This window comes from Streptococcus sp. SPS1 (genome assembly GCF_030439915.1).
GTDB lineage: Bacteria > Bacillota > Bacilli > Lactobacillales > Streptococcaceae > Streptococcus.
The window spans coordinates 43,245-69,497 of sequence record NZ_JAQFJG010000008.1; the positions used below are offsets into that span (position 1 = coordinate 43,245).

General features: G+C 39.9%; 24 protein-coding genes. 23 read left to right on the top strand and 1 reads right to left on the bottom strand.

What is annotated here, in order from left to right:
• Positions 1 to 46: 46 nt before the first annotated feature.
• From PCY12_RS06965 to pheT, 19 genes are all read left to right on the top strand, one after another.
• Positions 47 to 826 (top strand): hypothetical protein, encoded by a 780-nt coding sequence (locus tag PCY12_RS06965; protein WP_261040025.1) that lies wholly within the window; start codon positions 47 to 49, stop codon positions 824 to 826.
• A gap of 1 nt (position 827) precedes the next feature.
• Positions 828 to 1,010 carry a hypothetical protein gene (locus PCY12_RS06970; protein ID WP_020903130.1) on the top strand — a complete coding sequence of 61 codons (183 nt, stop codon included), beginning with the start codon at positions 828 to 830 and terminating at the stop codon, positions 1,008 to 1,010.
• On the top strand, positions 1,007 to 1,159 hold the full coding sequence (locus PCY12_RS06975) for a hypothetical protein (protein WP_000668197.1): 153 nt from the start codon (positions 1,007 to 1,009) through the stop codon (positions 1,157 to 1,159). Before PCY12_RS06970 ends, PCY12_RS06975 begins: the two co-directional genes overlap by 4 nt.
• Positions 1,160 to 1,275: 116 nt before the next feature.
• The gene (locus PCY12_RS06980; RefSeq protein WP_000368739.1) at positions 1,276 to 1,509 is read left to right on the top strand and encodes a DUF1858 domain-containing protein; all 234 of its coding nucleotides are present in this window, start codon (positions 1,276 to 1,278) and stop codon (positions 1,507 to 1,509) included.
• Positions 1,509 to 2,843 (top strand): DUF438 domain-containing protein, encoded by a 1,335-nt coding sequence (locus PCY12_RS06985; RefSeq protein WP_301352182.1) that lies wholly within the window; start codon positions 1,509 to 1,511, stop codon positions 2,841 to 2,843. Before PCY12_RS06980 ends, PCY12_RS06985 begins: the two co-directional genes overlap by 1 nt.
• A gap of 9 nt (positions 2,844 to 2,852) precedes the next feature.
• Positions 2,853 to 3,107 (top strand): DUF1912 family protein, encoded by a 255-nt coding sequence (locus tag PCY12_RS06990; protein ID WP_000119707.1) that lies wholly within the window; start codon positions 2,853 to 2,855, stop codon positions 3,105 to 3,107.
• Between the two features lie 95 nt (positions 3,108 to 3,202).
• Positions 3,203 to 3,598: a helix-hairpin-helix domain-containing protein gene (locus PCY12_RS06995; protein ID WP_000038635.1), complete on the top strand. Its 396-nt coding sequence runs from the start codon at positions 3,203 to 3,205 to the stop codon at positions 3,596 to 3,598.
• A gap of 255 nt (positions 3,599 to 3,853) precedes the next feature.
• Positions 3,854 to 4,435: a GNAT family protein gene (locus PCY12_RS07000; protein ID WP_301352184.1), complete on the top strand. Its 582-nt coding sequence runs from the start codon at positions 3,854 to 3,856 to the stop codon at positions 4,433 to 4,435.
• 40 nt (positions 4,436 to 4,475) lie between these two features.
• Positions 4,476 to 5,183, top strand: coding sequence for a hypothetical protein (locus tag PCY12_RS07005; protein WP_301352186.1), 708 nt, complete (start codon positions 4,476 to 4,478; stop codon positions 5,181 to 5,183).
• Positions 5,184 to 5,196: 13 nt separating this feature from the next.
• Positions 5,197 to 7,848, top strand: a complete 2,652-nt coding sequence (locus tag PCY12_RS07010; protein WP_301352187.1) for a valine--tRNA ligase — start codon at positions 5,197 to 5,199, stop codon at positions 7,846 to 7,848.
• A 71-nt stretch (positions 7,849 to 7,919) separates the two neighbouring features.
• The gene (locus PCY12_RS07015) at positions 7,920 to 8,675 is read left to right on the top strand and encodes a DUF3883 domain-containing protein (RefSeq protein WP_301352188.1); all 756 of its coding nucleotides are present in this window, start codon (positions 7,920 to 7,922) and stop codon (positions 8,673 to 8,675) included.
• 38 nt (positions 8,676 to 8,713) lie between these two features.
• Positions 8,714 to 8,857, top strand: coding sequence for a hypothetical protein (locus PCY12_RS07020; RefSeq protein WP_301352189.1), 144 nt, complete (start codon positions 8,714 to 8,716; stop codon positions 8,855 to 8,857).
• Positions 8,858 to 8,959: 102 nt separating this feature from the next.
• Positions 8,960 to 11,638: a DEAD/DEAH box helicase family protein gene (locus PCY12_RS07025; protein ID WP_301352190.1), complete on the top strand. Its 2,679-nt coding sequence runs from the start codon at positions 8,960 to 8,962 to the stop codon at positions 11,636 to 11,638.
• A 299-nt stretch (positions 11,639 to 11,937) separates the two neighbouring features.
• Positions 11,938 to 12,777, top strand: a complete 840-nt coding sequence (licT, locus tag PCY12_RS07030) for a BglG family transcription antiterminator LicT (protein WP_050242269.1) — start codon at positions 11,938 to 11,940, stop codon at positions 12,775 to 12,777.
• A gap of 17 nt (positions 12,778 to 12,794) precedes the next feature.
• Complete coding sequence (locus PCY12_RS07035) at positions 12,795 to 14,633, top strand: beta-glucoside-specific PTS transporter subunit IIABC (protein ID WP_301352191.1); 1,839 nt, start codon at positions 12,795 to 12,797, stop codon at positions 14,631 to 14,633.
• A gap of 12 nt (positions 14,634 to 14,645) precedes the next feature.
• The gene (locus tag PCY12_RS07040; RefSeq protein ID WP_173282612.1) at positions 14,646 to 16,061 is read left to right on the top strand and encodes a glycoside hydrolase family 1 protein; all 1,416 of its coding nucleotides are present in this window, start codon (positions 14,646 to 14,648) and stop codon (positions 16,059 to 16,061) included.
• A gap of 590 nt (positions 16,062 to 16,651) precedes the next feature.
• The gene (gene pheS / locus PCY12_RS07045) at positions 16,652 to 17,698 is read left to right on the top strand and encodes a phenylalanine--tRNA ligase subunit alpha (RefSeq protein WP_112445101.1); all 1,047 of its coding nucleotides are present in this window, start codon (positions 16,652 to 16,654) and stop codon (positions 17,696 to 17,698) included.
• Positions 17,698 to 18,207, top strand: a complete 510-nt coding sequence (locus tag PCY12_RS07050; RefSeq protein WP_301352192.1) for an N-acetyltransferase — start codon at positions 17,698 to 17,700, stop codon at positions 18,205 to 18,207. The genes pheS and PCY12_RS07050 overlap by 1 nt, the downstream gene beginning before the upstream one ends.
• Before the next feature lie 76 nt (positions 18,208 to 18,283).
• A complete protein-coding gene (pheT, locus tag PCY12_RS07055; protein ID WP_301352193.1) occupies positions 18,284 to 20,689 on the top strand; it encodes a phenylalanine--tRNA ligase subunit beta in 2,406 nt (801 codons plus the stop codon).
• Here the strand turns inward: pheT and PCY12_RS07060 are convergent.
• On the bottom strand, positions 20,686 to 20,808 hold the full coding sequence (locus PCY12_RS07060; RefSeq protein WP_301352194.1) for a hypothetical protein: 123 nt from the start codon (positions 20,806 to 20,808) through the stop codon (positions 20,686 to 20,688). The two genes, pheT and PCY12_RS07060, sit on opposite strands and share 4 nt — an antisense overlap.
• A gap of 116 nt (positions 20,809 to 20,924) precedes the next feature.
• Here PCY12_RS07060 and PCY12_RS07065 point away from each other — a divergent pair, with 116 nt between their 5' ends.
• The 4 genes from PCY12_RS07065 to PCY12_RS07080 all read left to right on the top strand — a co-directional run bounded on the left by PCY12_RS07065 (position 20,925) and on the right by PCY12_RS07080 (position 26,078).
• Positions 20,925 to 21,818 carry an ABC transporter ATP-binding protein gene (locus tag PCY12_RS07065; protein ID WP_301352195.1) on the top strand — a complete coding sequence of 298 codons (894 nt, stop codon included), beginning with the start codon at positions 20,925 to 20,927 and terminating at the stop codon, positions 21,816 to 21,818.
• Complete coding sequence (locus PCY12_RS07070) at positions 21,815 to 23,014, top strand: ABC transporter permease (RefSeq protein WP_301352196.1); 1,200 nt, start codon at positions 21,815 to 21,817, stop codon at positions 23,012 to 23,014. The genes PCY12_RS07065 and PCY12_RS07070 overlap by 4 nt, the downstream gene beginning before the upstream one ends.
• 262 nt (positions 23,015 to 23,276) lie before the next feature.
• On the top strand, positions 23,277 to 24,884 hold the full coding sequence (locus PCY12_RS07075) for a CTP synthase (RefSeq protein WP_301352197.1): 1,608 nt from the start codon (positions 23,277 to 23,279) through the stop codon (positions 24,882 to 24,884).
• Positions 24,885 to 25,004: 120 nt separating this feature from the next.
• Positions 25,005 to 26,078: an N-acetylmuramoyl-L-alanine amidase family protein gene (locus PCY12_RS07080; protein WP_301352198.1), complete on the top strand. Its 1,074-nt coding sequence runs from the start codon at positions 25,005 to 25,007 to the stop codon at positions 26,076 to 26,078.
• The last annotated feature ends 175 nt before the right edge of the window (positions 26,079 to 26,253 follow it).

Consider the following 26,253-nt stretch of genomic DNA (forward strand, 5'->3'; position numbering starts at 1 on the left):
TATGCTATCATAGAATATAACTTACAGAAGTAAAAGGAGTTTGTATATGGCTGAACAAGACTTAGCTATGCAAGTATTGCAACAAGTGGTGAAACTACCTGTTGTTAAGGTTGATCGTTCGAAATTTTTAGTGGATAAGTTTTCCAAAGAATTGGATCAAAAAGATATTCCTACCTTATTGGAACAAGGTCCAACGACTCTTCTATCTCAAGAAATCTTAGATCGTGTAGCTAATGCTTGTATTCGGGATAATGTTTTATTGGCGAGTGGAACCTCTGTTTTGGCAGGATTACCAGGAGGGATTGCTATGGCAATTACCATTCCAGCTGATGTGGCTCAATTTTATGGTTTCTCTCTGAAATTGGCTCAAGAATTAGGTTATATTTATGGTTATGAAGATCTTTGGGCTTCACGCGAGGAATTGAGTGAAGATGCTCAAAATACCCTCTTGCTTTATCTAGGTGTAATGTTGGGGGTGAATGGAACCGCTGCCTTGCTACGTGCAGGTGGTATAACAATTGCCAAACAGGTAATGAAAACAGTACCTAATAAAGCGTTAACAAAGACGCTTTGGTACCCTATTTTGAAAAAAGTTTTAAAAATATTTGGTGTGAATCTGACCAAGGGAGGGCTGGCCAAAGGAATGGGAAAATTCATTCCTATCTTGGGTGGTATCATTTCAGGTGGTTTAACCTTTGCAACTATGAAACCAATGGGGGAAAGCTTGCAGAAAGAATTATCCAAGCTAGTCAACTATAGTGAAGTTCAATATCAAGAAGATGTTGAAACAATCCGAAAAGAGGCTGAAATCCTCGAAGGAGAGTAATATGGGACTCATAAAAACTTTAGCTAAAACTTACGGGAATTACTTTTTGACCATGCAAGGTGTAAAAGTCATGAAAACGATAAAGAAAGATGACCACGCCGTTGTCGGTCTGGGAAAACTTTTTATTGCAGACAAGCTAATGGATACGGCTCGGTGGCTCATCAAGCCAGAGGAGAGAGAATGAAATTTTTCTGGGGACTTCTTGCCATTATTTTTATCAAACCGATTATTGGAATTGTGAAATTCTTTTGGATGCTCATCTCTTTTGCAGTTCAATTATTGTTTTACAAGCTATTATTTAAGATATTGGATTGGCTCTTTAAACTTATCTAGATGGTAATCCATGTCGCAGAGAACTAGCAGGAACTCCACTGCTAGTTTTTTAATCTCTCTCCATATGGTATAATATAAGCAGTAAAATCATTTTAGAACATACAATGGAGGTCGTCATGGACAATATCATCGATGTGTCAATTCCTGTTGCAGAAGTAGTGGACAAGCATCCAGAAGTCTTGGAAATTTTAGTGGAGTTGGGTTTTAAACCCCTTGCCAATCCCTTAATGCGCAACACAGTTGGTCGTAAGGTATCGCTCAAACAGGGTTCTAAGCTTGAAGGAACTCCTATGGACAAGATTGTCCGCACGCTGGAAGCAAACGGCTACGAAGTGATTGGGTTAGACTAATGGCAGATGAACGGATTCATGTCCTGCGGGATATTTTGTTAGAATTGCACAATGGCGCCTCTCCTGAGTCGGTTCAGGAGCGTTTTGATGCGACCTTTACAGGTGTTTCAGCCATCGAGATTTCCCTCATGGAGCACGAGCTGATGAACTCAGACTCGGGCGTCACTTTTGAAGATGTCATGGAACTCTGTGATGTCCATGCCAATCTTTTTAAAAATGCTGTTAAGGATGTCGAAGTTGCAGATACCGAGCATCCCGGCCACCCAGTTCGGGTCTTTAAGGAAGAAAATCTGGCTCTCCGTGCTGCCTTGATTCGTATTCGGAGATTGATAGATACCTATGAGTCTATGGAAGATGAGGAAATGCTGGCGGAGATGCGCAAGGGTTTGGTCCGTCAGATGGGACTTGTGGGGCAATTTGACATCCACTACCAGCGTAAGGAAGAGCTCTTCTTCCCCATCATGGAGCGCTATGGTCACGATTCACCTCCTAAGGTCATGTGGGGAGTGGATGATCAGATCAGGGAACTCTTTCAAACAGCTTTAGCGACAGCCAAGTCACTACCAGAAGTGTCAATTAGAAGCGTAAAGGAAGCTTTTGAAGCCTTTGCGACAGAGTTTGAAAGTATGATTTTCAAGGAAGAGTCCATCCTTCTCATGATTCTCCTCGAGTCCTTTACTCAGGATGACTGGCTTCAGATTGCGGAGGAGAGCGATACCTATGGCTATGCTATCATCCGTCCGTCTGAGAAATGGGTGCCAGAACGCCAGAGTTTTGTCGAGGAAAAGACTGCAGAGGAGCCTGTACAGCTAGATATGGCAGAAGGTCAAGTTCAACAAGTTATCGATACGCCAGAAGGACAGTTTACCATTACCTTTACCCCTAAGGAAAAGGAAGCAGTGCTGGACCGCCATAGTCAACAGGCTTTTGGGAATGGCTATCTTTCAGTCGAGCAGGCCAATCTCATCCTCAATCACCTCCCTATGGAGATTACCTTTGTCAATAAAGACGATATTTTCCAGTATTACAATGACAATACGCCGGCTGACGAGATGATTTTCAAACGGACGCCGTCCCAAGTCGGGCGTAATGTTGAACTTTGCCATCCGCCTAAGTACTTGGACAAGGTCAAGACTATCATGAAGGGGCTTCGTGAAGGTACTAAGGATAAGTATGAAATGTGGTTCAAGTCTGAGTCGAGAGGTAAGTTTGTCCACATCACCTACGCAGCAGTGCACGATGAAGAGGGAGAATTCCAAGGTGTGTTGGAGTATGTTCAGGATATTCAGCCCTACCGTGAGATTGACACGGACTATTTCCGTGGATTAGAATAAGGAGAAAAAATGAGTTACGAACAAGAATTTATGAAGGAATTTGAAGCTTGGGTCAATACCCAGATTATGATCAACGACATGGCGCATAAGGAAAGCCAAAAAGTCTACGAAGAAGACCAAGACGAACGTGCCAAAGATGCCATGATTCGCTACGAAAGCCGCTTGGATGCTTATCAGTTCTTGCTTGGTAAGTTTGAAAACTTCAAGGCAGGTAAGGGATTCCATGATTTACCAGAGGGATTGTTTGGTGAGCGGAATTATTAAATGAGATAGATTCTTGATTTTTTACTAAAATCTTGATAGAATATTTATATTAAATCCTTGTCAGAACAGGGGTTTTTTATTGAAAGGATTTTATCATGTCAAAGAAACTCAATCGTAAAAAACAATTACGAAATAGCCTCCGTCGTGCAGGTGCCTTTTCAAGTACTGTGACTAAGGTTGTAGAAGAGACAAAAAAAGTCGTGAAACGTGCAGAACAGTCAGCAAGCCAAGCTGGTAAGGCTGTTTCTAAAAAAGTTGAACAAGCAGTCGAAGCTACCAAAGAACAAGCTCAAAAAGTAGCCAATTCTGTAGAAGATTTTGCAGCAAACTTGGGTGGACTTCCACTTGACCGTGCCAAAACTTTCTATGATGAAGGAATTAAGTCTGCTTCAGATTTCAAAAACTGGACTGAAAAAGAACTCCTTGCCTTGAAAGGAATCGGCCCAGCTACCATCAAGAAATTGAAGGAAAATGGCATCAAGTTCAAGTAATTTTTCTTGTTCCTTGCATTTCCGAAAAAATCTTGCTACAATAGAGCCATTAGAGGTGTTTTGAATCCCACATTTTACAGAAAGTGGCGGAGCTGAGAAGTCCACAAATGTGTCAAAACTGGTTGCTAATGGATGAAAATGAAATAAACAAAGTTGCGGGCAACTGCCCGAAATTGGGTGGTACCGCGGATAAGTACATTCGTCCCTGTCATGTAGATGGCAGGGGCGATTTTTTGTAGAAAGCGAGGTATAAGGATGACAAGAACTGAACTGCCAGAACGATTAGAAACAGAACGTCTCGTTTTACGAGTCCGTACAGTGGCGGATGCTGAGGATATCTTTGATTATGCTAGTCGTCCAGAAGTTTCTTACCCAGCAGGTTTTCCACCTGTCAAGACCTTGGAAGATGAGATTTATTATCTGGAGCATATCCTTCCTGAGCGTAATGAAAAGGAAAATCTCCCAGCTGGCTATGGAATTGTCGTCAAAGGAACTGATAAAGTCATTGGCTCTGTTGACTTCAATCACCGACACGAAGATGATGTGTTGGAACTCGGCTACACCTTGCACCCAGACTATTGGGGTCGAGGCTATGTACCAGAAGCAGCGCTTGCCTTGATTGACTTAGCCTTTAAAGATTTGGGCCTTCACAAGATTGAACTAACTTGCTTTGACTATAATGTCCAAAGTCAACGAGTCGCAGAAAAACTTGGATTTACCCTCGAAGCTCGCATAAGAGACCGTAAAGATATTCAAGGAAACCGCTGTGACAGCCTGATATATGGCTTGTTGAGGAGTGAGTGGGAGGCTCAATGGAACTTAGAAGTATGTGTCTGATTTTAATCAGCAGTTTAGGAAGATTATGGAGGATAGTTAAATGGATATTTGGAAGCTGATTAGTGAATTGTATGACTCTGATAAGGTTGCCTTTATAGCGCTGGTAATTTCATTAATTACAGGATTTTTTACATTTTTTTCAAATCGTAAAAAGCAAAAAGATGATGATAAGAGGCAAAAAGCACAGAATGCTTTTAATAAAGAAGCGCAAGAGAAATTAAGTGATTTTCAGGATTTTCAAAAGAGTTTTTCAGAATATCAACAGATAACGAATGAATTACAATTTAGTATTGAAAATCAATCCAATTTGAAACCATATTTCCATATTAACAGAACTAAATCATGCATAGAATATGATTCAAATAAGAAATTATATGTGAAGTTGTACTTAACGAATGTTGGTAGAGGAACAGCGACCAATATAATGACTAGGGAGATGAGAAATGATTCAAATGGGAATACAATTTTTTTCGATCAAGTACCATCGTTAGGAAAAGTAACTCATGGATTTCATAATTATTTTAGTGAGAACTTTGCAATACCAAATGAATCAATTAATTTAGAAATTTGTGAATTAGCAAATAACCAAAAACAGATTTATTTTATAGAATTCAAAATTAAATTCAGTGATGTCATTGGTAGAGAGTATGAGCAACAATTTAGATTTGCTTATGATAATTATTTGGTTAGGGGAATTAATCAAAACTCCACTTCATATCCACCGAAATTAATTAAAGATATTAACTAGAAAGGACAAACACATGTCTAAAGAACTTTCACCTAAATACAATCCAGCCGAGGTTGAGGCTGGTCGTTACCAAAAATGGCTTGATGCGGACGTTTTCAAGCCTTCAGGCGATCAAAAGGCTAAGCCTTATTCAATCGTCATTCCGCCACCAAACGTAACTGGGAAACTTCACCTTGGTCACGCTTGGGATACGACTCTTCAGGATATCATCATCCGTCAAAAACGCATGCAAGGCTTTGATACCCTTTGGCTTCCAGGGATGGACCATGCTGGGATTGCCACTCAAGCTAAGGTTGAGGAGCGTTTGCGTGGTGAGGGCATTAGCCGTTATGACCTGGGTCGTGAATCTTTCTTGACGAAGGTCTGGGAATGGAAAGACGAATATGCCACTACTATCAAGGAACAATGGGGCAAGATGGGGCTCTCTGTAGACTACTCACGCGAGCGTTTCACTCTTGATGAAGGCTTGTCAAAAGCTGTTCGTAAGGTCTTTGTGGACCTTTACAAGAAAGGCTGGATCTACCGTGGTGAATTTATTATCAACTGGGACCCAGCTGCTCGCACTGCCCTTTCTGATATCGAAGTTATCCATAAGGATGTGGAAGGTGCCTTCTACCACATGAATTATATGCTGGAAGACGGTTCACACGCCCTTGAAGTTGCGACAACTCGTCCTGAGACCATGTTTGGGGACGTTGCGGTTGCGGTCAATCCAGAAGACCCACGCTACAAGGACTTGATTGGAAAAAACGTCATTCTTCCAATCGCTAATAAACTCATCCCAATCGTTGGGGATGAGCATGCTGATCCTGAGTTTGGTACTGGTGTCGTGAAAATCACGCCTGCCCACGATCCAAACGACTTCTTGGTTGGTCAACGTCACAACTTGCCGCAAGTCAACGTCATGAACGACGACGGAACTATGAATGAGCTTGCCTTCGAGTTTGCAGGTATGGACCGTTTTGAAGCCCGCAAAGCGGTTGTCAAGAAACTGGAAGAAATTGGTGTCCTCGTCAAAATCGAAAAACGTGTCCACAGTGTTGGTCACTCAGAACGTACAGGTGTAGTGGTTGAGCCACGCTTGTCTACTCAATGGTTCGTCAAGATGGACCAATTGGCTAAAAATGCTATTGCTACCCAAGACACAGAGGACAAGGTTGAATTCTACCCACCTCGTTTCAACGATACCTTCCTCCAATGGATGGAAAATGTTCACGACTGGGTTATCTCTCGTCAGCTCTGGTGGGGTCACCAAATCCCTGCTTGGTACAATGCTGAGGGTGAAATGTATGTCGGTGAAGAAGCTCCAGAAGGTGACGGATGGACTCAGGACGAAGACGTCTTGGATACATGGTTCAGTTCTGCCCTTTGGCCATTCTCAACCATGGGCTGGCCTGATGTCGATTCAGAAGACTTCAAACGTTACTTCCCAACTTCAACCTTGGTAACAGGTTACGACATCATCTTCTTCTGGGTATCTCGTATGATCTTCCAATCCTTGGAATTTACTGGTCGTCAGCCATTCCAAAACGTGCTTATCCACGGTCTCATCCGTGACGAGCAAGGGCGCAAGATGTCTAAATCTCTCGGAAATGGGATTGACCCAATGGATGTCATCGAGAAATACGGTGCCGATGCCCTTCGCTGGTTCCTTTCAAACGGTTCTGCACCAGGTCAAGACGTGCGTTTCTCTTATGAGAAAATGGATGCTTCATGGAACTTCATTAACAAGATCTGGAACATCTCTCGCTACATCCTCATGAACAATGAAGGGTTGACCCTTGAGCAAGCAACTACCAATGTGGAAAAAGTTGTCAACAAGGAAGCTGGAAATGTTACAGACTGCTGGATTCTCCACAACCTCAATGAAACCATCGGAAAAGCTACTGCTAACTTTGACAAGTTTGAATTTGGTGTGGCTGGCCACATCCTCTACAACTTTATCTGGGATGAATTTGCGGACTGGTACGTTGAGTTGACTAAGGAAGTCCTTTATAGCGACAATGAAGAAGAGAAAGTCATCACACGCTCTGTTCTCCTTTACACTCTGGACAAGATCCTTCGTCTCCTCCACCCAATCATGCCATTCGTGACAGAGGAAATCTTTGGCCAAATCTCAGAAGGTTCTATCGTTACAGCAGCATACCCAACTGTCAACCCAGCCTTTGAAGACCTTGTTGCCCACACTGGTGTGGAAAGTCTCAAAGACTTGATTCGTGCTGTTCGTAATGCGCGTGCAGAAGTAAATGTTACTCCAAGCAAGCCTATCACCATCCTTGTTAAGACCAGCGATAGCGACTTGGAAGCCTTCTTTAACAGCAATGTCAACTACATCAAACGCTTCACAAATCCTGAACACTTGGAAATCGCATCAACCATCCCTGCACCTGAACTCGCAATGTCAAGCGTCATCACAGGAGCAGAAATCTACTTGCCACTCGCAGACCTCCTCAATGTCGAAGAAGAACTCGCTCGTCTCGACAAGGAACTAGCTAAATGGCAAAAAGAACTGGACATGGTCGGTAAGAAGCTCTCTAACGAACGCTTCGTAGCCAATGCCAAACCAGAAGTCGTCCAAAAAGAACGCGACAAACAAGCCGACTACCAAGCTAAATACGACGCGACCGTCGCACGTATTGATGAGATGAAGAAACTCGTTAAATAAACACAGAAACACGGTGATGAGCCGTGTTTTTTTTGGTATAATGAAGTCACTATCTATTGATGGAGAAAGTGATGTCTAAGCACCCGCATTATGAATTGTTAAATCTAATTGGTTACGGTCTTGCAAAGTTTGACAAGCTTTTTATAAAAGAATTTCAATGTTCTAGTAAGTCGGAGTTTTATCGCTATGTGGTTTCTCTGGGAATTGCTGAAACAACTGGAGTTGTAAAGAATAGAATGGATTTATTTGATCCTTATTTTGACAATAATCGAAAAGGTTGGTGGCAGAAAGCTGAAGTTTACCGTTTTCGTAAAGATTTAATTGATATGATGTTTGGAAATGAAGATGTTCAGAGTTATGCTGAAATCGTTAAAATGTTACTTGCCAGTGAAGGAAAGCGGACAGGCATTACTACCCTTGAAAAACCAATCATTCGAACCAAATTCAAACGTCTACAGGAAACGGGAATGGAGGCAGAGAATTATTTTATCCTTCATTTTGATAAAGAAGAAAAATTCCAAGGTGGACAGTTAACCGATGCCCGTCTTTATGGTGATGGATATGATTTCCAAGTAGATGTTCAAGAGCATTCTTACCTTGCCGAAGTAAAAGGTATCCGAAAATCTAAGGGGCGTGTGCGTTTGACTGCGAAAGAATTCGAAAAAGCCAAAGAGTTTCAATCGGATTTTATTTTATCCTTGGTCACAAACCTAGATGATATTCCAAAGTTAGTATTAGTTGATAATCCTTTAAAACATTTTGAGTTTAAAAAGAATATTATCAAAAATGAAATTATTGAATACAGAAGCTTAGAAGATTTGTATTAGTTCCCCCTTAATTTTACTAGTTGAAGAAGATAGAAACCTTGACAGGTCAACGACTCAATGAACTGGAAATCAACGGTATTCGTTTAACCAAGTTTAAAAATGGGGAAATCGGTATTGAATTTATCTGGATTGATACCGAAAATCCCCCAAGCGATGCCATCGGATGGGCAGCAAAGAAATAAAAGTTTTCAAAGCTATTGTAACAAATAAGGGATTTTATTTTCGTGTACAATTTCAGCCATTCTTGTTATAATCAGCCTATAGGAATCAAGGAGGTGATTGTTATGGCTGTTTTTGTATCTTTGGATGGAATTGTGGTAGAAGTACTTGATGTCTTTTCTTCTTTTAATGGGGATAGTGAGTTTTTCTTGTGTAAACATCTTAAAGACAAGAGTCAGTTTGTGATGGAACGCTCTCAGTTCGAGGAGATGTTCCAACTTCAAAGTAGTCGCTTGACGACGCAAGAAAAATTACAATTGTTTACCTCCGTGTTTGCTGGCCGTTATGATGTTTATGCTAAGAGTTTCATCAATGATCAAGGGAAAATTCAATATTTTCCATCCTATGATTATGGTTGGAAGCAGTTGCCACCTGAAAAACGGAGTTTCCAGACATTGACAGATTCCGTTTTGAAATCTCATTTTCGTGGGGAGACAGCTATCGGTATCTTTCCTATGCACTTAGATGATAGTTGTTATTTTTTGGTACTTGATTTGGATGAAAGAGATTGGAAAGAAGTTGGTTTAACTATTCGAAGAATAGCCAGGGAACGCCAGATGGAAGCCCATCTAGAGATTTCTCGTTCGGGTCACGGACTCCATATTTGGTTCTTCTTTGAGGAAGCGATTCCGAGTCGAGAGGCTCGCTTATTTGGAAAGAAATTGTTAGAACTGGCAATGCAGGAAAGTATGCAACTGTCCTTTGATTCTTTTGATCGCATGTTTCCGAATCAGGATGTCCTTCCTAAGGGGGGATTTGGTAATTTGATTGCCTTGCCTTTTCAAGGAGAAGCTTATCATCAAGGGCGAACGGTCTTTGTGGATGAACAGTTTCAGCCTTATGAAGACCAATGGAGGTATTTACAAGAAATTCAGAGGGTTTCAACTGCTAAAGTGGCACTGTTAATCCAAGAGGAGTTAGGGAAGCAAGAATTGGATAAGGAGTTGAAGGTCATCTTATCCAATATGATCCAACTTGAAAAATCGTCTGTGACACCCAAGACACTTTTTTTCTTGAAAAATATGGCTTCATTTTCTAATCCCGAATTTTATTTAAAGCAGGCTATGCGACAACCAACCTATCAAATTTCTGAGCGAATGTATTTATTTGGAGAATCCGATCATTATTTATGGCTACCAAGAGGTTTACTGTATCCATTGCAAGATAAATTTAAGCAGGTATCTGTGGAAGATAGGAGAAAGGTACAGAGGTCTATTAGAGTGGAATTTAAGGGAGAACTCACTTTTGAGCAAGAGTTAGCCCTGTCAGATATGATTTCCAAAGAAAATGGTTTACTCCATGCGGAGACTGGTTTTGGGAAGACCGTTTTAGGTGCTGCTCTCATCTCTGAACGGAAGACAAAAACAATTATTCTAGTTCATAATAAGCAACTCTTAGACCAATGGCTGGATCGTTTAAACCGTTTTCTGACTTTCGAAGAGGCAGAAGCTACCCGTTATACACCATCAGGTCGTGAAAAGGTAATCGGCTATGTTGGGCAGTACGGTGGGACTAAGAAATGGCTGAGTAAACTGGTTGATGTTGTTATGATTCAATCTCTATTTAAGTTGGAAAATAGTCAAAGTCTTTTGGATGAGTATGAGATGATGATTGTGGATGAGTGTCATCATGTCTCTGCCTTGATGTTTGAAAAAGTTGTTGCTCAGTTTAGAGGGAAGTATCTTTACGGTTTAACGGCTACGCCTGAGCGTAAGAATGGTCATGAGCCTATTGTTTTTCAGAGAGTTGGTGAGATACTCCATACTGCTGATAAGAGGGAAACGGATTTTAAACGGCAATTGCAATTAAGATTCACTTCTTTTGGTCATTTGGAGATTGAAAAGACCAAAGCAAGTAATTTTATACAGCTTAGTGATTGGATTGCTACTGACTCAGTGAGGAATCAGTTGATTCTCAAGGATATTCTAGCCCAAGTGGCAGAAGGACGAAATATCTTGGTTTTAGTTAATCGAATTCAACAGATAGATGTCTTTGAAAAGTTATTGAAAGAGAAAGAGGTTGATGACTGTTACATTATTAGCGGAAAAACCAAAGTCCGAGAGAGAACGAGTTTACTGGAGACGTTAGAACAGTTAGATAAAGGGTTTGTATTATTGTCAACTGGAAAATACATTGGCGAAGGTTTTGACTTACCTCAGTTGGACACGCTTATCTTGGCAGCACCCTTTTCTTGGAAAAATAATTTGATTCAGTATGCAGGTCGGATTCATAGAAACTACAAGGATAAGTCTTTGGTGCGGATTTTCGATTATGTGGATATTCATGTTCCTTATTTAGAAAAGATGTTTCAGAAACGACAAGTAGCTTATCGAAAGATGGATTATTGTGTCATTGCGGGTGAGGAGAAACAATTCGTTTATGTTGATAATAGATATGAGAATGTGCTGAGAGAGGACTTTGCAGGGGAAAGACAGGAGTGTATGCTTATTTTACCTTATGTGCACCAGACAAAACTGATGAAATTTCTAAAAGAATTTAGGATTAGTCAAATTAAGATATGTGTACCAGAGACGGTTGCAAATAAAACATGGATAGACCAGATGAAGAGCCAGAAAATTAAAGTGTCTTTTACTCAATCAAAAATAGTCACGCCTATTCTTTTGGTAAACAAGACCATTGTTTGGTATGGTGCAATGCCATTATTAGGGAAGGTAGATGAAGTGACCATATTACGTTTGGAATCAGCTAGTATAGTTTCTGAACTAGTGGCAGGTTTACGATAGAGAAAATTTTTAAAAATTTCTATGTATGATTTTCATTTCTTTAGTGAGAGTGATGACATTTTCACATTCGAATCACACAAAATAAAAAAATTTCTACAAGTACTTGACAAATAGATTGAAATATCTTAAAATGAAAATGGTTACAGAGTTATTAATTATTTAAGCTTCATGTCACCATTAAAAATTGAAATAAAAGGATGTTATCACTAATACAAGTGAGCAGGAACCTATTTAATCACATCGGAAGAAGTTTCTTGATGTTTTTAAGTAGGTTCCTTTTATTTTAAAAGGGAAATTTTATGATCATAAAACGAATACTAAACCACAATGCTGTAATTGCGCAAAGTAAAAAAGATATCGATATTCTTCTTTTTGGAAGGGGAATAGCTTTTGGAAGAAAAATTGGAGATAAAGTAAATCCAATTGATATTGAGAAAAGTTTTTTTCTCAAAAATAGAGATAATATGACCCGTTTTACAGAGATGTTTATTAACGTTCCTTTGGAGTTGGTGTACATCACCGAAAAAATAATTAATCTAGGTAAAATAACATTGGGTAATAATTTTGATGAGATTATCTATATAAATCTAACGGATCATATTTCTTCGAGTATAGAACGTTATAAAGAAGGAGTTATTATTTCGAATCCCCTACGTTGGGAAATCTCGAAATATTATAAAGAAGAATTTGAGCTTGGGAAAAGGGCTTTACAAATAATAAAAAAAGAGTTAGGTATTGAACTTCCAATTGACGAAGCTGCATTCATAGCGCTACATTTTGTTAATGCTAATTTAGAAAATAATTTTCAAGAGTCGTATAAAATCACTGAAATAATTATGGGAATTGAGAAAATCATTCAAGATTTCTATTGTACTGAGTTTAACCAAGATTCTATTGATTATTATAGATTCATAACTCATATAAAATTATTTGCCCATCGTTTGGTTGAAAATACAACTTATTGTGACGATGATGATGAAGACTTGTTAGCATTAATGAAAAATAAATATCCTAGGGAATATGAATGTGGTAAACAGGTGGCAATGTTTATACAAACTGAGTACAATTATTTGCTGACTTCTAGTGAATTAGTTTATTTGATGGCTCATATTCGTCGCTTAACAAAAAATTTAGATTAATAGAATAGGAGAATACCATGAGTTATAAAGATACGGTACAAAAAATCCTCGATGTAATTGGAGGCGAAAAAAATGTCAATAGAGTTACCCATTGTGTAACACGTTTAAGATTAGAATTAAAAGATGAAAATTTAGTCAATGATGATGATGTGAAGAAGATACCAGGTGTAATAGGTATTATGAAAAAGAATGGGCAATATCAAATTATACTTGGTAATGATGTAGCCAATTATTATAAAGAATTCATTAAACTTGGCAATTTTGAAACAGATTCAGTTGATCAAGGGCATAAAGGGAATATTTTAGAAAGAATCATTGAATATATCGCTGGTTCCATGACTCCAATCATTCCAGCAATGTTAGGGGGAGGTATGTTGAAAGTCTTGGTAATCATTTTACCAATGCTTGGTATATTGCAATCAGATTCTCAGACTATTGCTTTTTTGACATTTTTTGGGGATGCTCCATATTATTTCTTACCGCTGTTATTAGCTTATTCTGCATCACAAAAATTAAAAGTAACATCTACATTAGCTATATCTGTAGCAGGTGTACTTCTCCATCCAAATTTTGTTCAAATGGTGCAATCAGGGAATCCTCTTAGTTTATTTGGTGCACCTGTGACACCAGCTAGTTATGGTTCATCAGTCATTCCAATTCTTATTATGGTTTGGTTGATGAAATATATTGAAAAAATGATTGCTAAATTAACACCAGCTGTTACTAAGAGTTTTTTGCAACCTACGCTAGTATTATTAGTATCAAGCTGTATTGCCTTAGTTGTAGTCGGACCTATTGGAGTAATTGTTGGTCAAGGATTATCAAATCTAGTTGGGCAAATGTATGGTGTAGCTGGATGGCTTACATTAGCTATTCTTGGTGCTATTATGCCATTTATTGTTATGACTGGAATGCATTGGGCTTTTGCACCTATTTTTTTGGCGGCATCTATTGCTACTCCAGACGTATTAATTCTTCCAGCAATGTTAGGGTCAAACTTAGCTCAAGGAGCTGCTTCGATGGCTGTTGCATTAAAGAGTAAAAATAATAATACAAAACAAATTGCTTTTGCAGCAGGTTTCTCAGCCTTACTTGCAGGGATTACCGAACCTGCATTATATGGTGTGACTTTAAAATATAAAAAACCACTTTATGCAGCTATGATTGGTGGTGGATTAGCGGGATTATTTGCAGGTCTTACTAGTGTTAAAGCCTATCTATTTGCTGTTCCATCTTTGATAGCGTTGCCTCAATTTATTTATTCTGATGTACCATCAAATATTGTAAATGCTTTAATTGTGGCGGTCATTTCTGTTGTTATTACCTTTGTCTTGGCTTATATATTTGGAATCGATGAAGAAGAGAGTTCTAGCCATTTAGAAGTTGAGGCTAGAGTTTCAAATAAAAAAATGGTATTTTCTCCTATATCAGGAGAAATCATTCCGTTAAGTGATGTCCAGGATAAAACATTTTCAGATAAACTTATTGGAGACGGAGTAGCGATTATCCCAAATGAGGGTAAGGTTTATGCACCATTCGATGGGGAAATTACAAATATTTTTCCGACTAAGCACGCAATTGGATTGAAGAGTGATGAAGGTGTTGAGTTACTAATTCATATTGGATTAGATACTGTTGAGCTAAAAGGTCAAGGTTTTATTAGTCATGTAGAAGAAGGAGACAGAGTTTTCAAAAATCAGTTGATTTTTGAAATGGACTTAAATTTAATCAAGAGTAAAGGCTACGAAACAGTTACACCAGTAATTGTAACGAATACCAACGATTTTCTAGATGTATTAGTATTACCTAATAATCAGACAATCGAGCATTCTAAGGAATTACTGGTAATATTATAATGGAGGAAAGTTATGGCCATTTTTCCAGATGATTTTCTTTGGGGTGGAGCTGTTGCAGCTAATCAAGTAGAGGGAGCATATAATGAAGATGGTAAGGGATTATCAGTTCAGGATGTGTTACCCAAAGGTGGATTAGGAGAAGCAACAGAAAATCCTACAGAAGATAACTTAAAACTGTTAGGTGTTGATTTTTATCATAAATATAAGGAAGATATATCCTTGTTTTCTGAAATGGGCTTTAATGTTTTTCGTACTTCTATTGCATGGAGTAGAATTTTTCCAAAAGGAGATGAGGAAGAACCTAACGAAGCTGGTTTGAAATATTATGATGAATTGTTTGATGAGCTACATGCTCACGGGATAGAACCACTTGTAACTCTTTCACACTATGAGACTCCATTATATTTAGCAAGAAAATATCATGGATGGGTTGATAGGAGAATGATTCATTTTTATGAAAAATTTGCTCGAACAGTTTTAGAAAGGTATAAAGATAAAGTTAAATATTGGCTTACATTTAACGAAGTAAACTCTGTTTTGGAATTACCATTTACTAGTGGAGGAATAGATATACCTAAGGAGAATCTTTCGAAACAAGAATTATATCAAGCTATACATCATGAATTAGTTGCCTCGAGTTTGGTTACAAAAATTGCTCGTGAGATTAATTCAGAGTTTAAGGTGGGATGTATGGTATTAGCTATGCCAGCTTATCCAATGACTCCAAATCCAAAAGATGTATGGGCGACTCATGAGTATGAGAATCTAAATTATCTATTTTCAGATGTGCATGTTAGAGGTTATTATCCGAATTATGCAAAAAGATATTTTAAGGAACATGACATTAACATAGAGTTTGCAGCTGAAGATACAGAGTTATTAAAAAATTATACTGTAGATTTTTTATCGTTTAGCTATTACATGAGTGTGACTCAATCTGCTCTTCCAACACAGTATAATTCAGGAGAAGGGAATATTATTGGTGGTTTAGTAAATCCTTATTTAGAGTCTTCTGAGTGGGGATGGCAAATTGATCCAATTGGACTACGTATAATTTTAAATAGATATTATGACCGTTATCAAATCCCATTATTTATAGTAGAAAATGGATTAGGTGCTAAAGATCAACTAATAAAAGATGAACTTAATAACTTAACCGTCCAAGATGATTATAGAATTCAGTATATGAAAGAACATTTATTGCAAGTAGCTGAAGCTCTACAGGATGGTGTTGAAATTATGGGCTATACGTCTTGGGGATGTATTGACTGTGTTTCTATGTCCACTGCACAACTTTCTAAAAGGTACGGTCTCATTTATGTTGATCGAAACGATGATGGAAGTGGTACATTAAATCGATATAAGAAAATGTCTTTTACTTGGTATAAAGAAGTGATTGAATCAAATGGAGAATCCTTATTCAAATAGTTTTTTATTGATGACTAACTATTATCACGGTTAAGGCAAAATCTCATTAAATATGAAATAAAGAGATTTGGAAGACATCAAATTCTAAACCTCTTTATTTTATAGGGGGATTAATTAATTTAATTTTGTTACAGAGAGCCGATTATAAATAGTTAACTTAGGATAGATTGGTTATATATAGTAGACTGAATCTAAAATAGTACGAAACAATTGCTAAAACATTTATAGAAATTAATTTTACTTTCCCAATCGATTTGTTCTCATCTTATTTCAATCCGCTATAAAGTTAGATAAGAATAAGCTAACAAGCAGAAGTGAGATAGGTCTTGCAAGAATGGTAAAAATCTGATAAACTAAGTAGTAATTGAATAGAAATCTGCAAGACTAGTAACTCAAGGGAAGTATATCAGGGAGGAGAGCCGTGACTGTAAGCTCTCTATATGAAAGCTGGGTGAATTCACTTGCGCATGGATTTAGAAATGAAGGTCTGACTTGTCAGATGAAAACGGATGGTACCGCGTGTCAACGCTCCGAGTGGAGTTTTTGGCATGTGGTTTTCTTTTTATCTACGAGCGACTGATGGAGGAATTATGTCAACTATTGAAGAACAATTAAAAGCGCTTCGTGAAGAAACGCTGGCTAGCTTGAAGCAGATTACTGCTGAAAATGAAAAAGAGATGCAAGATTTGCGTGTCTCTGTCCTTGGTAAAAAGGGTTCGCTCACTGAAATCCTCAAAGGGATGAAAGATGTTTCTGCTGAGATGCGTCCAATCATTGGGAAACACGTCAATGAGGCTCGTGATGTCTTGACAGCAGCCTTTGAAGAAACAGCTAAGCTCTTGGAAGAAAAGAAAGTCGCTGCACAGTTAGCTAGCGAGAGTATCGATGTGACGCTTCCAGGTCGTCCAGTTGCTACTGGTCACCGTCATGTTTTGACACAAACTAGTGAAGAAATCGAAGATATTTTCATTGGGATGGGTTACCAAGTCGTGGATGGTTTTGAAGTAGAGCAAGACTACTATAACTTTGAACGTATGAACCTTCCCAAAGACCACCCAGCTCGCGATATGCAGGACACTTTCTATATCACAGAAGAGATCTTACTCCGTACCCATACGTCTCCTGTTCAGGCGCGTGCCATGGATGGCCATGATTTCTCTAAAGGTCCTTTGAAAATGATCTCACCAGGGCGTGTGTTCCGTCGTGATACGGACGATGCGACCCACAGTCACCAATTCCACCAAATTGAAGGCTTGGTTGTTGGGAAGAACATTTCTATGGCAGACCTTCAAGGAACCCTTCAATTGATTGTGCAAAAAATGTTCGGTGAAGAGCGTCAAATTCGTTTGCGTCCATCTTATTTCCCATTCACAGAGCCATCTGTTGAGGTGGATGTTTCTTGCTTCAAGTGTGGTGGAGAAGGCTGTAATGTATGTAAGAAAACAGGTTGGATCGAAATTATGGGAGCTGGTATGGTTCACCCACGTGTCCTTGAAATGAGTGGTATCGATGCGACTGTTTACTCTGGATTTGCCTTTGGTCTTGGTCAAGAACGTGTAGCTATGCTCCGTTACGGAATCAATGATATCCGTGGATTCTACCAAGGAGATGTCCGCTTCTCAGAACAGTTTAAATAATGATTAGAAAAGTAGAAAAGGCAGATATTGGGGTGTTATCCAAAATTGCCAAACAAACCTTTCGTGAAACATTTGCTCATGATAATACGGAAGAGCAGTTACAGGAATACTTTGAAGAGGCTTATAGTCTGAGAGTTTTGTCAACTGAGTTGGAAAATCCCGAATCCGAAACCTATTTCATTATGCATGAAGAGGAGATAGCTGGTTTTCTCAAAGTCAACTGGGGAAGTGCTCAGACTGAGAGAGAATTAGAGGACGCTTTTGAAATTCAACGTCTCTATGTGCTACAAAAATTCCAAGGATTTGGATTCGGTAAGCAACTGTTTGAATTCGCTCTTGAACTTGCTACAAAAAATAGTTTTTCTTGGGCTTGGTTAGGTGTTTGGGAGCATAATACAAAAGCTCAAGCGTTTTATAATCGATATGGTTTTGAAAAATTTAGCCAACATCATTTTATGGTTGGTCAAAAAGTAGATACGGATTGGTTACTGAGAAAGAAATTAAGGTAAGAAGAGGATTCTTCTATTGAAATGATAGGAAAGGAAAAGAACTAGAGTGGCAACTGTCATTCTGGAGAACTAAATTATGCTTGTATCTTATAAATGGTTAAAAGAATTGGTGGACATTGATGTGCCATCACAAGAGTTGGCTGAAAAAATGTCAACTACAGGGATCGAGGTAGAAGGTGTCGAATCACCTGCTGCTGGTCTCTCAAAAATTGTCGTCGGTGAGGTCTTGTCTTGCGAAGATGTGCCAGAAACTCACCTCCATGTTTGTCAGGTTAACGTTGGCGAAGAAGAAGCCCGTCAAATCGTTTGTGGTGCACCGAATGTGCGTGCTGGCATCAAGGTTATGGTGGCTCTTCCAGGAGCTCGCATCGCTGAAAACTACAAAATCAAAAAAGGAAAAATCCGTGGTTTAGAGTCACTTGGAATGATCTGTTCGCTTGGCGAATTGGGAATTTCTGACTCAGTTGTGCCTAAGGAATTCGCAGATGGCATCCAAATCTTGCCAGAAAATGCCGTTCCAGGTGAGGAAGTCTTCTCATATCTAGACTTGGATGATGAAATCATCGAACTTTCTATCACACCCAACCGTGCAGACGCTCTTTCTATGCGTGGGGTAGCTCACGAAGTGGCAGCCATCTATGACAAGGCGGTCAACTTTAAAGAATTTACTCTAACAGAAACTAATGAAGCTGCGGCAGATGCCCTTTCTGTAGGTATTGAGACAGACAAGGCGCCTTACTATGCAGCTCGAATCTTGGACAATGTGACTATCGCACCAAGTCCACAATGGTTGCAAAACCTTCTCATGAATGAAGGAATCCGTCCAATCAATAACGTAGTGGACGTGACTAACTACATCCTTCTCTACTTTGGTCAACCAATGCACGCCTTTGACTTGGATACCTTTGAAGGGAGTGACATCCGTGTACGTGAAGCGCGTGCTGGTGAAAAATTAGTGACTTTAGATGGTGAAGAACGTGATTTGGACGTGAATGACCTAGTCATCACTGTAGCTGACAAGCCAGTAGCTCTTGCAGGTGTTATGGGTGGTCAAGCAACAGAAATCTCTGAAAAGTCTAGTCGTGTCGTCCTTGAAGCTGCAGTCTTCAACGGAAAATCAATCCGCAAGACTAGCGGACGTCTCAACCTTCGTTCTGAGTCATCTTCTCGCTTTGAAAAAGGCATCAATGTGGCAACAGTTAATGAAGCACTTGATGCGGCAGCTAGTATGATTGCCGAACTTGCAGGTGCAACTGTGCGTAAGGGCATCGTTTCAGCGGGTGAGCTTGATACCTCCGATGTGGAAGTTTCTTCAACTCTTGCTGATGTTAACCGTGTCCTCGGAACTGAGCTTTCTTACGCGGATGTAGAAGACGTCTTCCGACGTCTTGGCTTTGGCCTTTCTGGAAATGCAGATAGCTTTACAGTCAGCGTCCCACGTCGCCGTTGGGATATCACCATCGAAGCGGACCTCTTTGAAGAAATCGCTCGTATCTATGGCTATGACCGCTTGCCAACCAGTCTTCCAAAAGATGACGGTACAGCTGGTGAATTGACTGCGACACAAAAACTTCGCCGTCAAGTTCGTACGATTGCTGAAGGGGCAGGTTTGACAGAAATCATCACCTACGCTCTGACAACTCCTGAAAAAGCAGTTGAGTTTACGGCTCAACCAAGTAACCTTACTGAGCTTATGTGGCCAATGACCGTGGATCGTTCTGTCCTCCGTCAAAATATGATTTCTGGTATCCTTGATACGGTGGCTTATAACGTAGCTCGTAAGAACAAAAACTTGGCCCTTTACGAGATTGGAAAAGTCTTTGAACAAACAGGTAATCCAAAAGAAGAACTTCCAAATGAAATCAACAGCTTTGCCTTTGCCTTGACAGGCTTGGTTGCTGAAAAAGATTTCCAAACAGCAGCAGTTCCAGTTGATTTCTTCTATGCTAAGGGAATCCTAGAAGCGCTATTTGCTCGTTTGGGACTAGAAGTGACCTATACAGCAACATCTGAAATCGCTAGCCTTCATCCAGGTCGTACAGCAGTCATTTCACTCGGTGACCAAGTTCTTGGTTTCCTTGGCCAAGTGCATCCAGTCACCGCTAAGGCTTACGATATTCCAGAAACGTATGTAGCTGAGCTCAACCTTTCAGCCATCGAAGCTGCCCTTCAAACTGCTGCTCCATTTGTAGAAATCACGAAATTCCCAGCAGTCAGCCGTGACGTTGCCCTTCTCCTCAAGGCAGAAGTGACTCACCAAGAAGTTGTGGACGCGATCCAAGCTGCCGGTGTGAAACGTTTGACAGATATTAAACTCTTTGACGTCTTCTCAGGCGAAAAACTAGGACTTGGTATGAAGTCAATGGCTTATAGCTTGACCTTCCAAAATCCAGAAGATAGCTTAACGGACGAAGAAGTCGCACGCTACATGGAAAAAATCCAAGCATCGCTCGAAGAAAAAGTCAATGCAGAAGTGCGTTAACTCATCAATCCATCCTTCGGGGTGGATTTTTGCTTTTCAAATAACAATTCAGGATCAAAAATAGACAGTTGAGGAGCAGAGAAGATAAATTGGAGTTTACCAGTGTATAATGTACTCATAACTCAAAGTACCCTAAGATTTTCTACTAAAATGAGGATGATAAAAATGGACGGAAAGCATTGTAAAGGCTATCAAAAAGGAGTATAATGAGTGCAAGACATTTCGGAGGTGAAAGATGCTAGAAGTAAGAAGTCTAGAGAAAAGTTTTGGATCCAAGCAAGTTTTGTTTGGTATTGATTTTCAAGCGCGACCAGGTCGTATTTTGGGATTAGTCGGGAAAAACGGTGCTGGGAAGACAACGATTTTCCATAGTATTTTGAAGTTTTTAGAATATCAAGGAGAAATCAGTCTGGATGGTCAGGATATTCATCAGGAGACCTATGCTCGGATTGGCTATTTGCCTGAAGAACGCAGTCTCATGCCTAAATTGACAGTCCTTGAACAAGTTCGCTACTTGGCGACTCTAAAAGGCATGGATGCCAAGGAGGTCAAGGAAAAACTCCCTCAATGGATGAAGAAGTTGGAAGTGAAAGGAAAGCTGACAGATAAAATTAAGAGTCTGTCAAAAGGAAATCAGCAGAAGATTCAGCTCATTATTACTCTGATTCATGAGCCAGACTTGATTATCCTGGATGAGCCTTTCAGTGGATTGGATCCAGTCAATACAGAATTGCTCAAGCAAGTCATTTTTCAAGAAAAAGAACGTGGGGCAACCATTATCTTTTCTGACCATGTCATGACTAACGTCGAGGAGCTTTGTGACGATATTCTCATGATCCGAGATGGTCGTGTGGTCTTGCATGGACCCGTTCAGGATGTTCGCAATCAATACGGGAAAACACGTCTCTTTGTTTCAAGTGAACGAAGCAAGGAAGAATTGGAAAAACTTCCTCATGTCAAACAGGTGAGCTTGACCAAGCAAGGCAGTTGGAAATTGATTTTGGAGGATGAGAGCGCTGGAAGAGAACTTTTCCCAATCTTGACTCAGGGGCAGTATATCGCAACCTTTGATCAACAAGCGCTAACAATCGATGAAATCTTTAAACTAGAATCAGGGGTGGAAGTATGAGAAATATGTGGGTTGTAATCAAGGAAACCTATCTTCGACATGTCAAATCGTGGAGTTTCTTCTTTATGGTGATTTCACCGTTCCTCTTTTTAGGAATCTCTGTAGGAATTGCCTATCTCCAAGGCTCTTCAATGGCTAAAAATGATAAAGTGGCAGTAGTGACAACAGTACCGTCTGTAGCAGAAGGGCTGAAGAATGTAAATGGTGTTAACTTTGACTATAAAGACGAAGCAAGTGCAAAAGAAGCGATTAAAGATGAAAAATTAAAAGGCTATCTGACCATTGATCAAGAAGATAGTGTTCTAAAGGCCGTTTATCATGGCGAAACATCGCTTGAAAATGGAATTAAATTTGAGGTTACAGGTACACTCAATGAACTGCAAAATCAGCTTAATCGTTCAACGGCCTCCTTGTCTCAAGAGCAGGAAAAACGCTTAGCGCAGACGATTCAATTCACAGAAAAGATTGATGAAGCCAAGGAAAATAAAAAGTTTATTCAAACAATGGCAGCAGGCGCCTTAGGATTCTTTCTTTATATGATTCTGATTACCTATGCGGGTGTAACTGCTCAGGAAGTTGCCAGTGAGAAAGGCACCAAAATTATGGAAGTCGTCTTTTCTAGCATAAGGGCTAGTCACTATTTCTATGCGCGGATGATGGCTCTGTTTCTGGTGATTTTAACGCATATCGGGATTTATGTTATAGGTGGTCTGGCAGCCATTTTGCTCTTTAAAGATTTGCCATTCTTGGCTCAGTCTGGTGTTTTGGATCACTTGGGAGATGCTTTCTCACTGAATACCTTGTTCTTTATCTTGGTCAGTCTCTTTATGTATGTAGTATTGGCAGCCTTTCTAGGTTCTATGGTTTCTCGTCCTGAGGACTCAGGGAAAGCCCTGTCGCCTTTGATGATTTTGATTATGGGTGGTTTTTTTGGAGTGACAGCTCTAGGTGCAGCTGGTGACAATCTTATCTTGAAGATTGGTTCTTATATTCCCTTTATTTCGACTTTCTTTATGCCATTTAGAACCATTAATGGCTATGCAGGGGGAGTAGAAGCATGGATTTCACTTGTGATTACAGTGATTTTTGCAGTGGTAGCAACAGGATTTATCGGACGCATGTATGCCAGCCTAGTCCTTCAAACGGATGATTTAGGGATTTGGAAAACCTTTAAACGTGCCTTAGCTTATAAATAGAAGAGCCTCGCGAAAGCGAGGAATAAAAGTTAGCTATTGACAATTATCCTATTTTTAGGTATCATATTGTTCGGGCACCTCTTTTAGAGGTCGGGGCTCCCTAGTTCTTAGGGAGCTATTTTTGTTTTTTCAAGAAGTTATCTTCTTGTATTTTAGTTGTGAATCTGGTGCAGTCGTCCCAGATTATTCTTATTAGTAGGGTCTTGTTTTCTATGTCCCCTCGTAGTTAACAAGACCTTGAGGATTTTAGAAAGAGGAATCTATGTCTACGAAATATATTTTTGTAACTGGTGGTGTGGTATCGTCTATTGGGAAAGGGATTGTGGCAGCGAGTCTGGGTCGTCTCTTGAAAAATCGTGGTCTCAAAGTAACCATTCAAAAGTTTGATCCTTATATCAATATCGATCCGGGAACTATGAGCCCTTACCAGCACGGGGAAGTTTTTGTGACAGATGACGGAGCTGAGACAGATTTGGACTTGGGTCACTATGAACGCTTCATCGATATCAATCTCAACAAATATTCCAACGTGACAACTGGTAAAATTTACAGTGAAGTTCTTCGTAAAGAACGCCGTGGAGAATACCTTGGGGCAACTGTTCAAGTCATTCCTCATATCACAGATGCTTTGAAAGAAAAAATCAAGCGTGCCGCTCTAACGACTGACTCTGATGTCATTATCACAGAGGTCGGTGGAACTGTTGGGGATATCGAGTCCTTGCCATTCCTAGAGGCCCTTCGTCAGATGAAGGCAGATGTGGGTGCAGATAATGTCATGTACATTCATACAACTTTGCTTCCATATCTCAAGGCAGCTGGTGAAATGAAAACCAAACCAACTCAACACTCTGTAAAAGAATTGCGTGGATTGGGAATCCAACCAAATATGTTGGTTATTCGTACAGAAGAGCCAGCTGGTCAAGGAATTAAAAACAAACTGGCCCAGTTCTGTGATGTGGCACCAGAAGCCGTTATCGAGTCTTTAGACGTTGAACATCTTTACCAAATTCCGTTGAATTTGCAGGCACAAGGTATGGACCAGATTGTCTGTGACCATTTGAAATTAGACGCACCAGTAGCAGATATGACAGAGTGGTCAGCTATGGTGGACAAGGTCATGAACCTGAAAAAACAAGTCAAGATTTCCCTTGTCGGTAAGTATGTGGAGTTGCAAGATGCTTACATTTCTGTGGTTGAAGCCTTGAAACACTCTGGTTATGTCAACGACGCAGAAGTTAAGATCAATTGGATCAATGCCAATGATGTGACAGCAGAGAATGTGGCAGAGCTTTTGTCTGATGCGGACGGAATCATCGTACCAGGTGGTTTTGGTCAACGGGGTACTGAAGGGAAAATCCAAGCCATCCGCTATGCGCGTGAGAATGATGTTCCAATGTTGGGAGTCTGCTTGGGAATGCAGTTGACTTGTATCGAGTTTGCTCGTCACGTTTTGGGTCTTGAAGGTGCCAATTCTGCAGAGCTTGCACCAGAAACAAAATACCCTATCATTGATATCATGCGTGATCAGATTGATGTTGAGGATATGGGTGGAACCCTTCGTTTGGGACTTTATCCATCTAAGTTGAAACGTGGATCTAAGGCAGCGGCCGCTTATCACAATCAAGAAGTGGTGCAACGCCGCCACCGTCACCGTTATGAGTTTAACAACGTCTTCCGTGAGCAGTTTGAGGCAGCAGGCTTTGTCTTCTCAGGAGTTTCTCCAGATAATCGTTTAGTAGAAATTGTGGAAATTCCAGAAAATAAATTCTTTGTAGCGTGTCAGTATCACCCTGAACTGTCAAGTCGTCCAAACCGCCCAGAAGAACTATACACTGCCTTTGTCACTGCAGCAGTTGAGAACAGCAATTAGCTAGATTATAACCTTTGAGAACAATCTCAGAGGTTTTTTTGCTTGCATATTTAGGATATGAGTTGCAAAATAAAAACATAGTGATATAATTAACATAAAAAATCCTAAGGAGGATATACAATGAAAAAAATCACATTATTTGGTTTGTCTCTAGCTGGTCTAGCTTTACTAGCTTTCCCTCATTCGGGAAAGGCCTTCGATCTTGAAGAAGAGTGGGTTATTAAGGGTGGCGTTAAGTATCAAGATGGCAAGATTCTTCGGTTTAACAATGGTCATGAAGTGGATATTAAAGTTTTAGATTTGCCAAAAACCGAGAAAATCGAGTGGACAGTCAGTCTCAATGGTCAAGATCAGACTGTCAATTTCCTAGGTCAAGAAAAGGACAAGTCTATGGTCGGTACAGAGGGGCGTTACCTGAATTTCTACGTACCTTATGGCTATAGAGGAGATATCAAGGTAGAAGCCAAGAGCGGAAATGAAGTAAAGACCTGGTCCACTAAAGTGGTAGATGACGTTTATAATGGTGGAAAGAGTGGTTACTACCGTATTGAAGAATCAAATAATCAATACACCTACCTTGATACTAAATGGGACTATCAAACCAAGACCTACACAGCTACCTTACCAGAAACTGTCAATGGTCAAAAAGTCTATGCTTGGGAAGACTATGATCATGGTGAGTTAAAACTTACAAAACCAGAATCTATTAGTCATTTCTACAAAGGGGGAGGAGCCTTCAGAGAACTTTATCCAATTGTGAAAGCAGAAAGCTGGCTAAAATCAGACCAAAACTGGTACTATCAAAAACAGGGTCAATTAGTGCAGAATGCTTGGGTTAAAGACAAGGGAACTTGGTACTTTATGAATGATAAAGGAGTCATGTTCAATCAAACTTGGCTTTATCAAGGTAGCAACTGGTATGCCTTTAAATCATCAGGAGCCATGATTGCGAGTGATTGGCTTTACGATCAAGGCAAGTGGTACTATTTATCAACTTCAGGAGCCATGAAAGCCAGCACTTGGGTTTATGACAAGGGAGAATGGTATTATGTAAGTTCTTCTGGTGCCATGATTGCGAATGATTGGGTCAAAGACAATGGCCAGTGGTATTATCTAGCTTCATCAGGTAAGATGCTTCGCAATACCTACACGCCTGATGGTTACTACGTTGGCAACTCAGGTGCCTGGCAATAAGAATAATACTCTTCGAAAATCTCTTCAAACCACGTCAGCTTCATCCACAACCTCAAAGCAGTGCTTTGAGCAACCTGCGGCTAGCTTCCTAGTTTGCTCTTTGATTTTCATTGAGTATAAGAAGTCCTTTTCCTTAAAGGAAGAGGCTTTTTACTTGCTTTTCTGCTGCTTCCTC

Excerpts from the sequence above, each read along its gene's own strand:
- PCY12_RS06965 (WP_261040025.1), top strand. The coding sequence starts at position 47 with ATGGCTGAACAAGACTTAGCTATGCAAGTATTGCAACAAGTGGTGAAA.
- PCY12_RS06970 (WP_020903130.1), top strand. The coding sequence starts at position 828 with ATGGGACTCATAAAAACTTTAGCTAAAACTTACGGGAATTACTTTTTG.
- PCY12_RS06975 (WP_000668197.1), top strand. The coding sequence starts at position 1,007 with ATGAAATTTTTCTGGGGACTTCTTGCCATTATTTTTATCAAACCGATT.
- PCY12_RS06980 (WP_000368739.1), top strand. The coding sequence starts at position 1,276 with ATGGACAATATCATCGATGTGTCAATTCCTGTTGCAGAAGTAGTGGAC.
- PCY12_RS06985 (WP_301352182.1), top strand. The coding sequence starts at position 1,509 with ATGGCAGATGAACGGATTCATGTCCTGCGGGATATTTTGTTAGAATTG.
- PCY12_RS06990 (WP_000119707.1), top strand. The coding sequence starts at position 2,853 with ATGAGTTACGAACAAGAATTTATGAAGGAATTTGAAGCTTGGGTCAAT.
- PCY12_RS06995 (WP_000038635.1), top strand. The coding sequence starts at position 3,203 with ATGTCAAAGAAACTCAATCGTAAAAAACAATTACGAAATAGCCTCCGT.
- PCY12_RS07000 (WP_301352184.1), top strand. The coding sequence starts at position 3,854 with ATGACAAGAACTGAACTGCCAGAACGATTAGAAACAGAACGTCTCGTT.
- PCY12_RS07005 (WP_301352186.1), top strand. The coding sequence starts at position 4,476 with ATGGATATTTGGAAGCTGATTAGTGAATTGTATGACTCTGATAAGGTT.
- PCY12_RS07010 (WP_301352187.1), top strand. The coding sequence starts at position 5,197 with ATGTCTAAAGAACTTTCACCTAAATACAATCCAGCCGAGGTTGAGGCT.
- PCY12_RS07015 (WP_301352188.1), top strand. The coding sequence starts at position 7,920 with ATGTCTAAGCACCCGCATTATGAATTGTTAAATCTAATTGGTTACGGT.
- PCY12_RS07025 (WP_301352190.1), top strand. The coding sequence starts at position 8,960 with ATGGCTGTTTTTGTATCTTTGGATGGAATTGTGGTAGAAGTACTTGAT.
- licT (WP_050242269.1), top strand. The coding sequence starts at position 11,938 with ATGATCATAAAACGAATACTAAACCACAATGCTGTAATTGCGCAAAGT.
- PCY12_RS07035 (WP_301352191.1), top strand. The coding sequence starts at position 12,795 with ATGAGTTATAAAGATACGGTACAAAAAATCCTCGATGTAATTGGAGGC.
- PCY12_RS07040 (WP_173282612.1), top strand. The coding sequence starts at position 14,646 with ATGGCCATTTTTCCAGATGATTTTCTTTGGGGTGGAGCTGTTGCAGCT.
- pheS (WP_112445101.1), top strand. The coding sequence starts at position 16,652 with ATGTCAACTATTGAAGAACAATTAAAAGCGCTTCGTGAAGAAACGCTG.
- PCY12_RS07050 (WP_301352192.1), top strand. The coding sequence starts at position 17,698 with ATGATTAGAAAAGTAGAAAAGGCAGATATTGGGGTGTTATCCAAAATT.
- pheT (WP_301352193.1), top strand. The coding sequence starts at position 18,284 with ATGCTTGTATCTTATAAATGGTTAAAAGAATTGGTGGACATTGATGTG.
- PCY12_RS07060 (WP_301352194.1), bottom strand. The coding sequence starts at position 20,808 with ATGAGTACATTATACACTGGTAAACTCCAATTTATCTTCTCTGCTCCT.
- PCY12_RS07065 (WP_301352195.1), top strand. The coding sequence starts at position 20,925 with ATGCTAGAAGTAAGAAGTCTAGAGAAAAGTTTTGGATCCAAGCAAGTT.
- PCY12_RS07070 (WP_301352196.1), top strand. The coding sequence starts at position 21,815 with ATGAGAAATATGTGGGTTGTAATCAAGGAAACCTATCTTCGACATGTC.
- PCY12_RS07075 (WP_301352197.1), top strand. The coding sequence starts at position 23,277 with ATGTCTACGAAATATATTTTTGTAACTGGTGGTGTGGTATCGTCTATT.
- PCY12_RS07080 (WP_301352198.1), top strand. The coding sequence starts at position 25,005 with ATGAAAAAAATCACATTATTTGGTTTGTCTCTAGCTGGTCTAGCTTTA.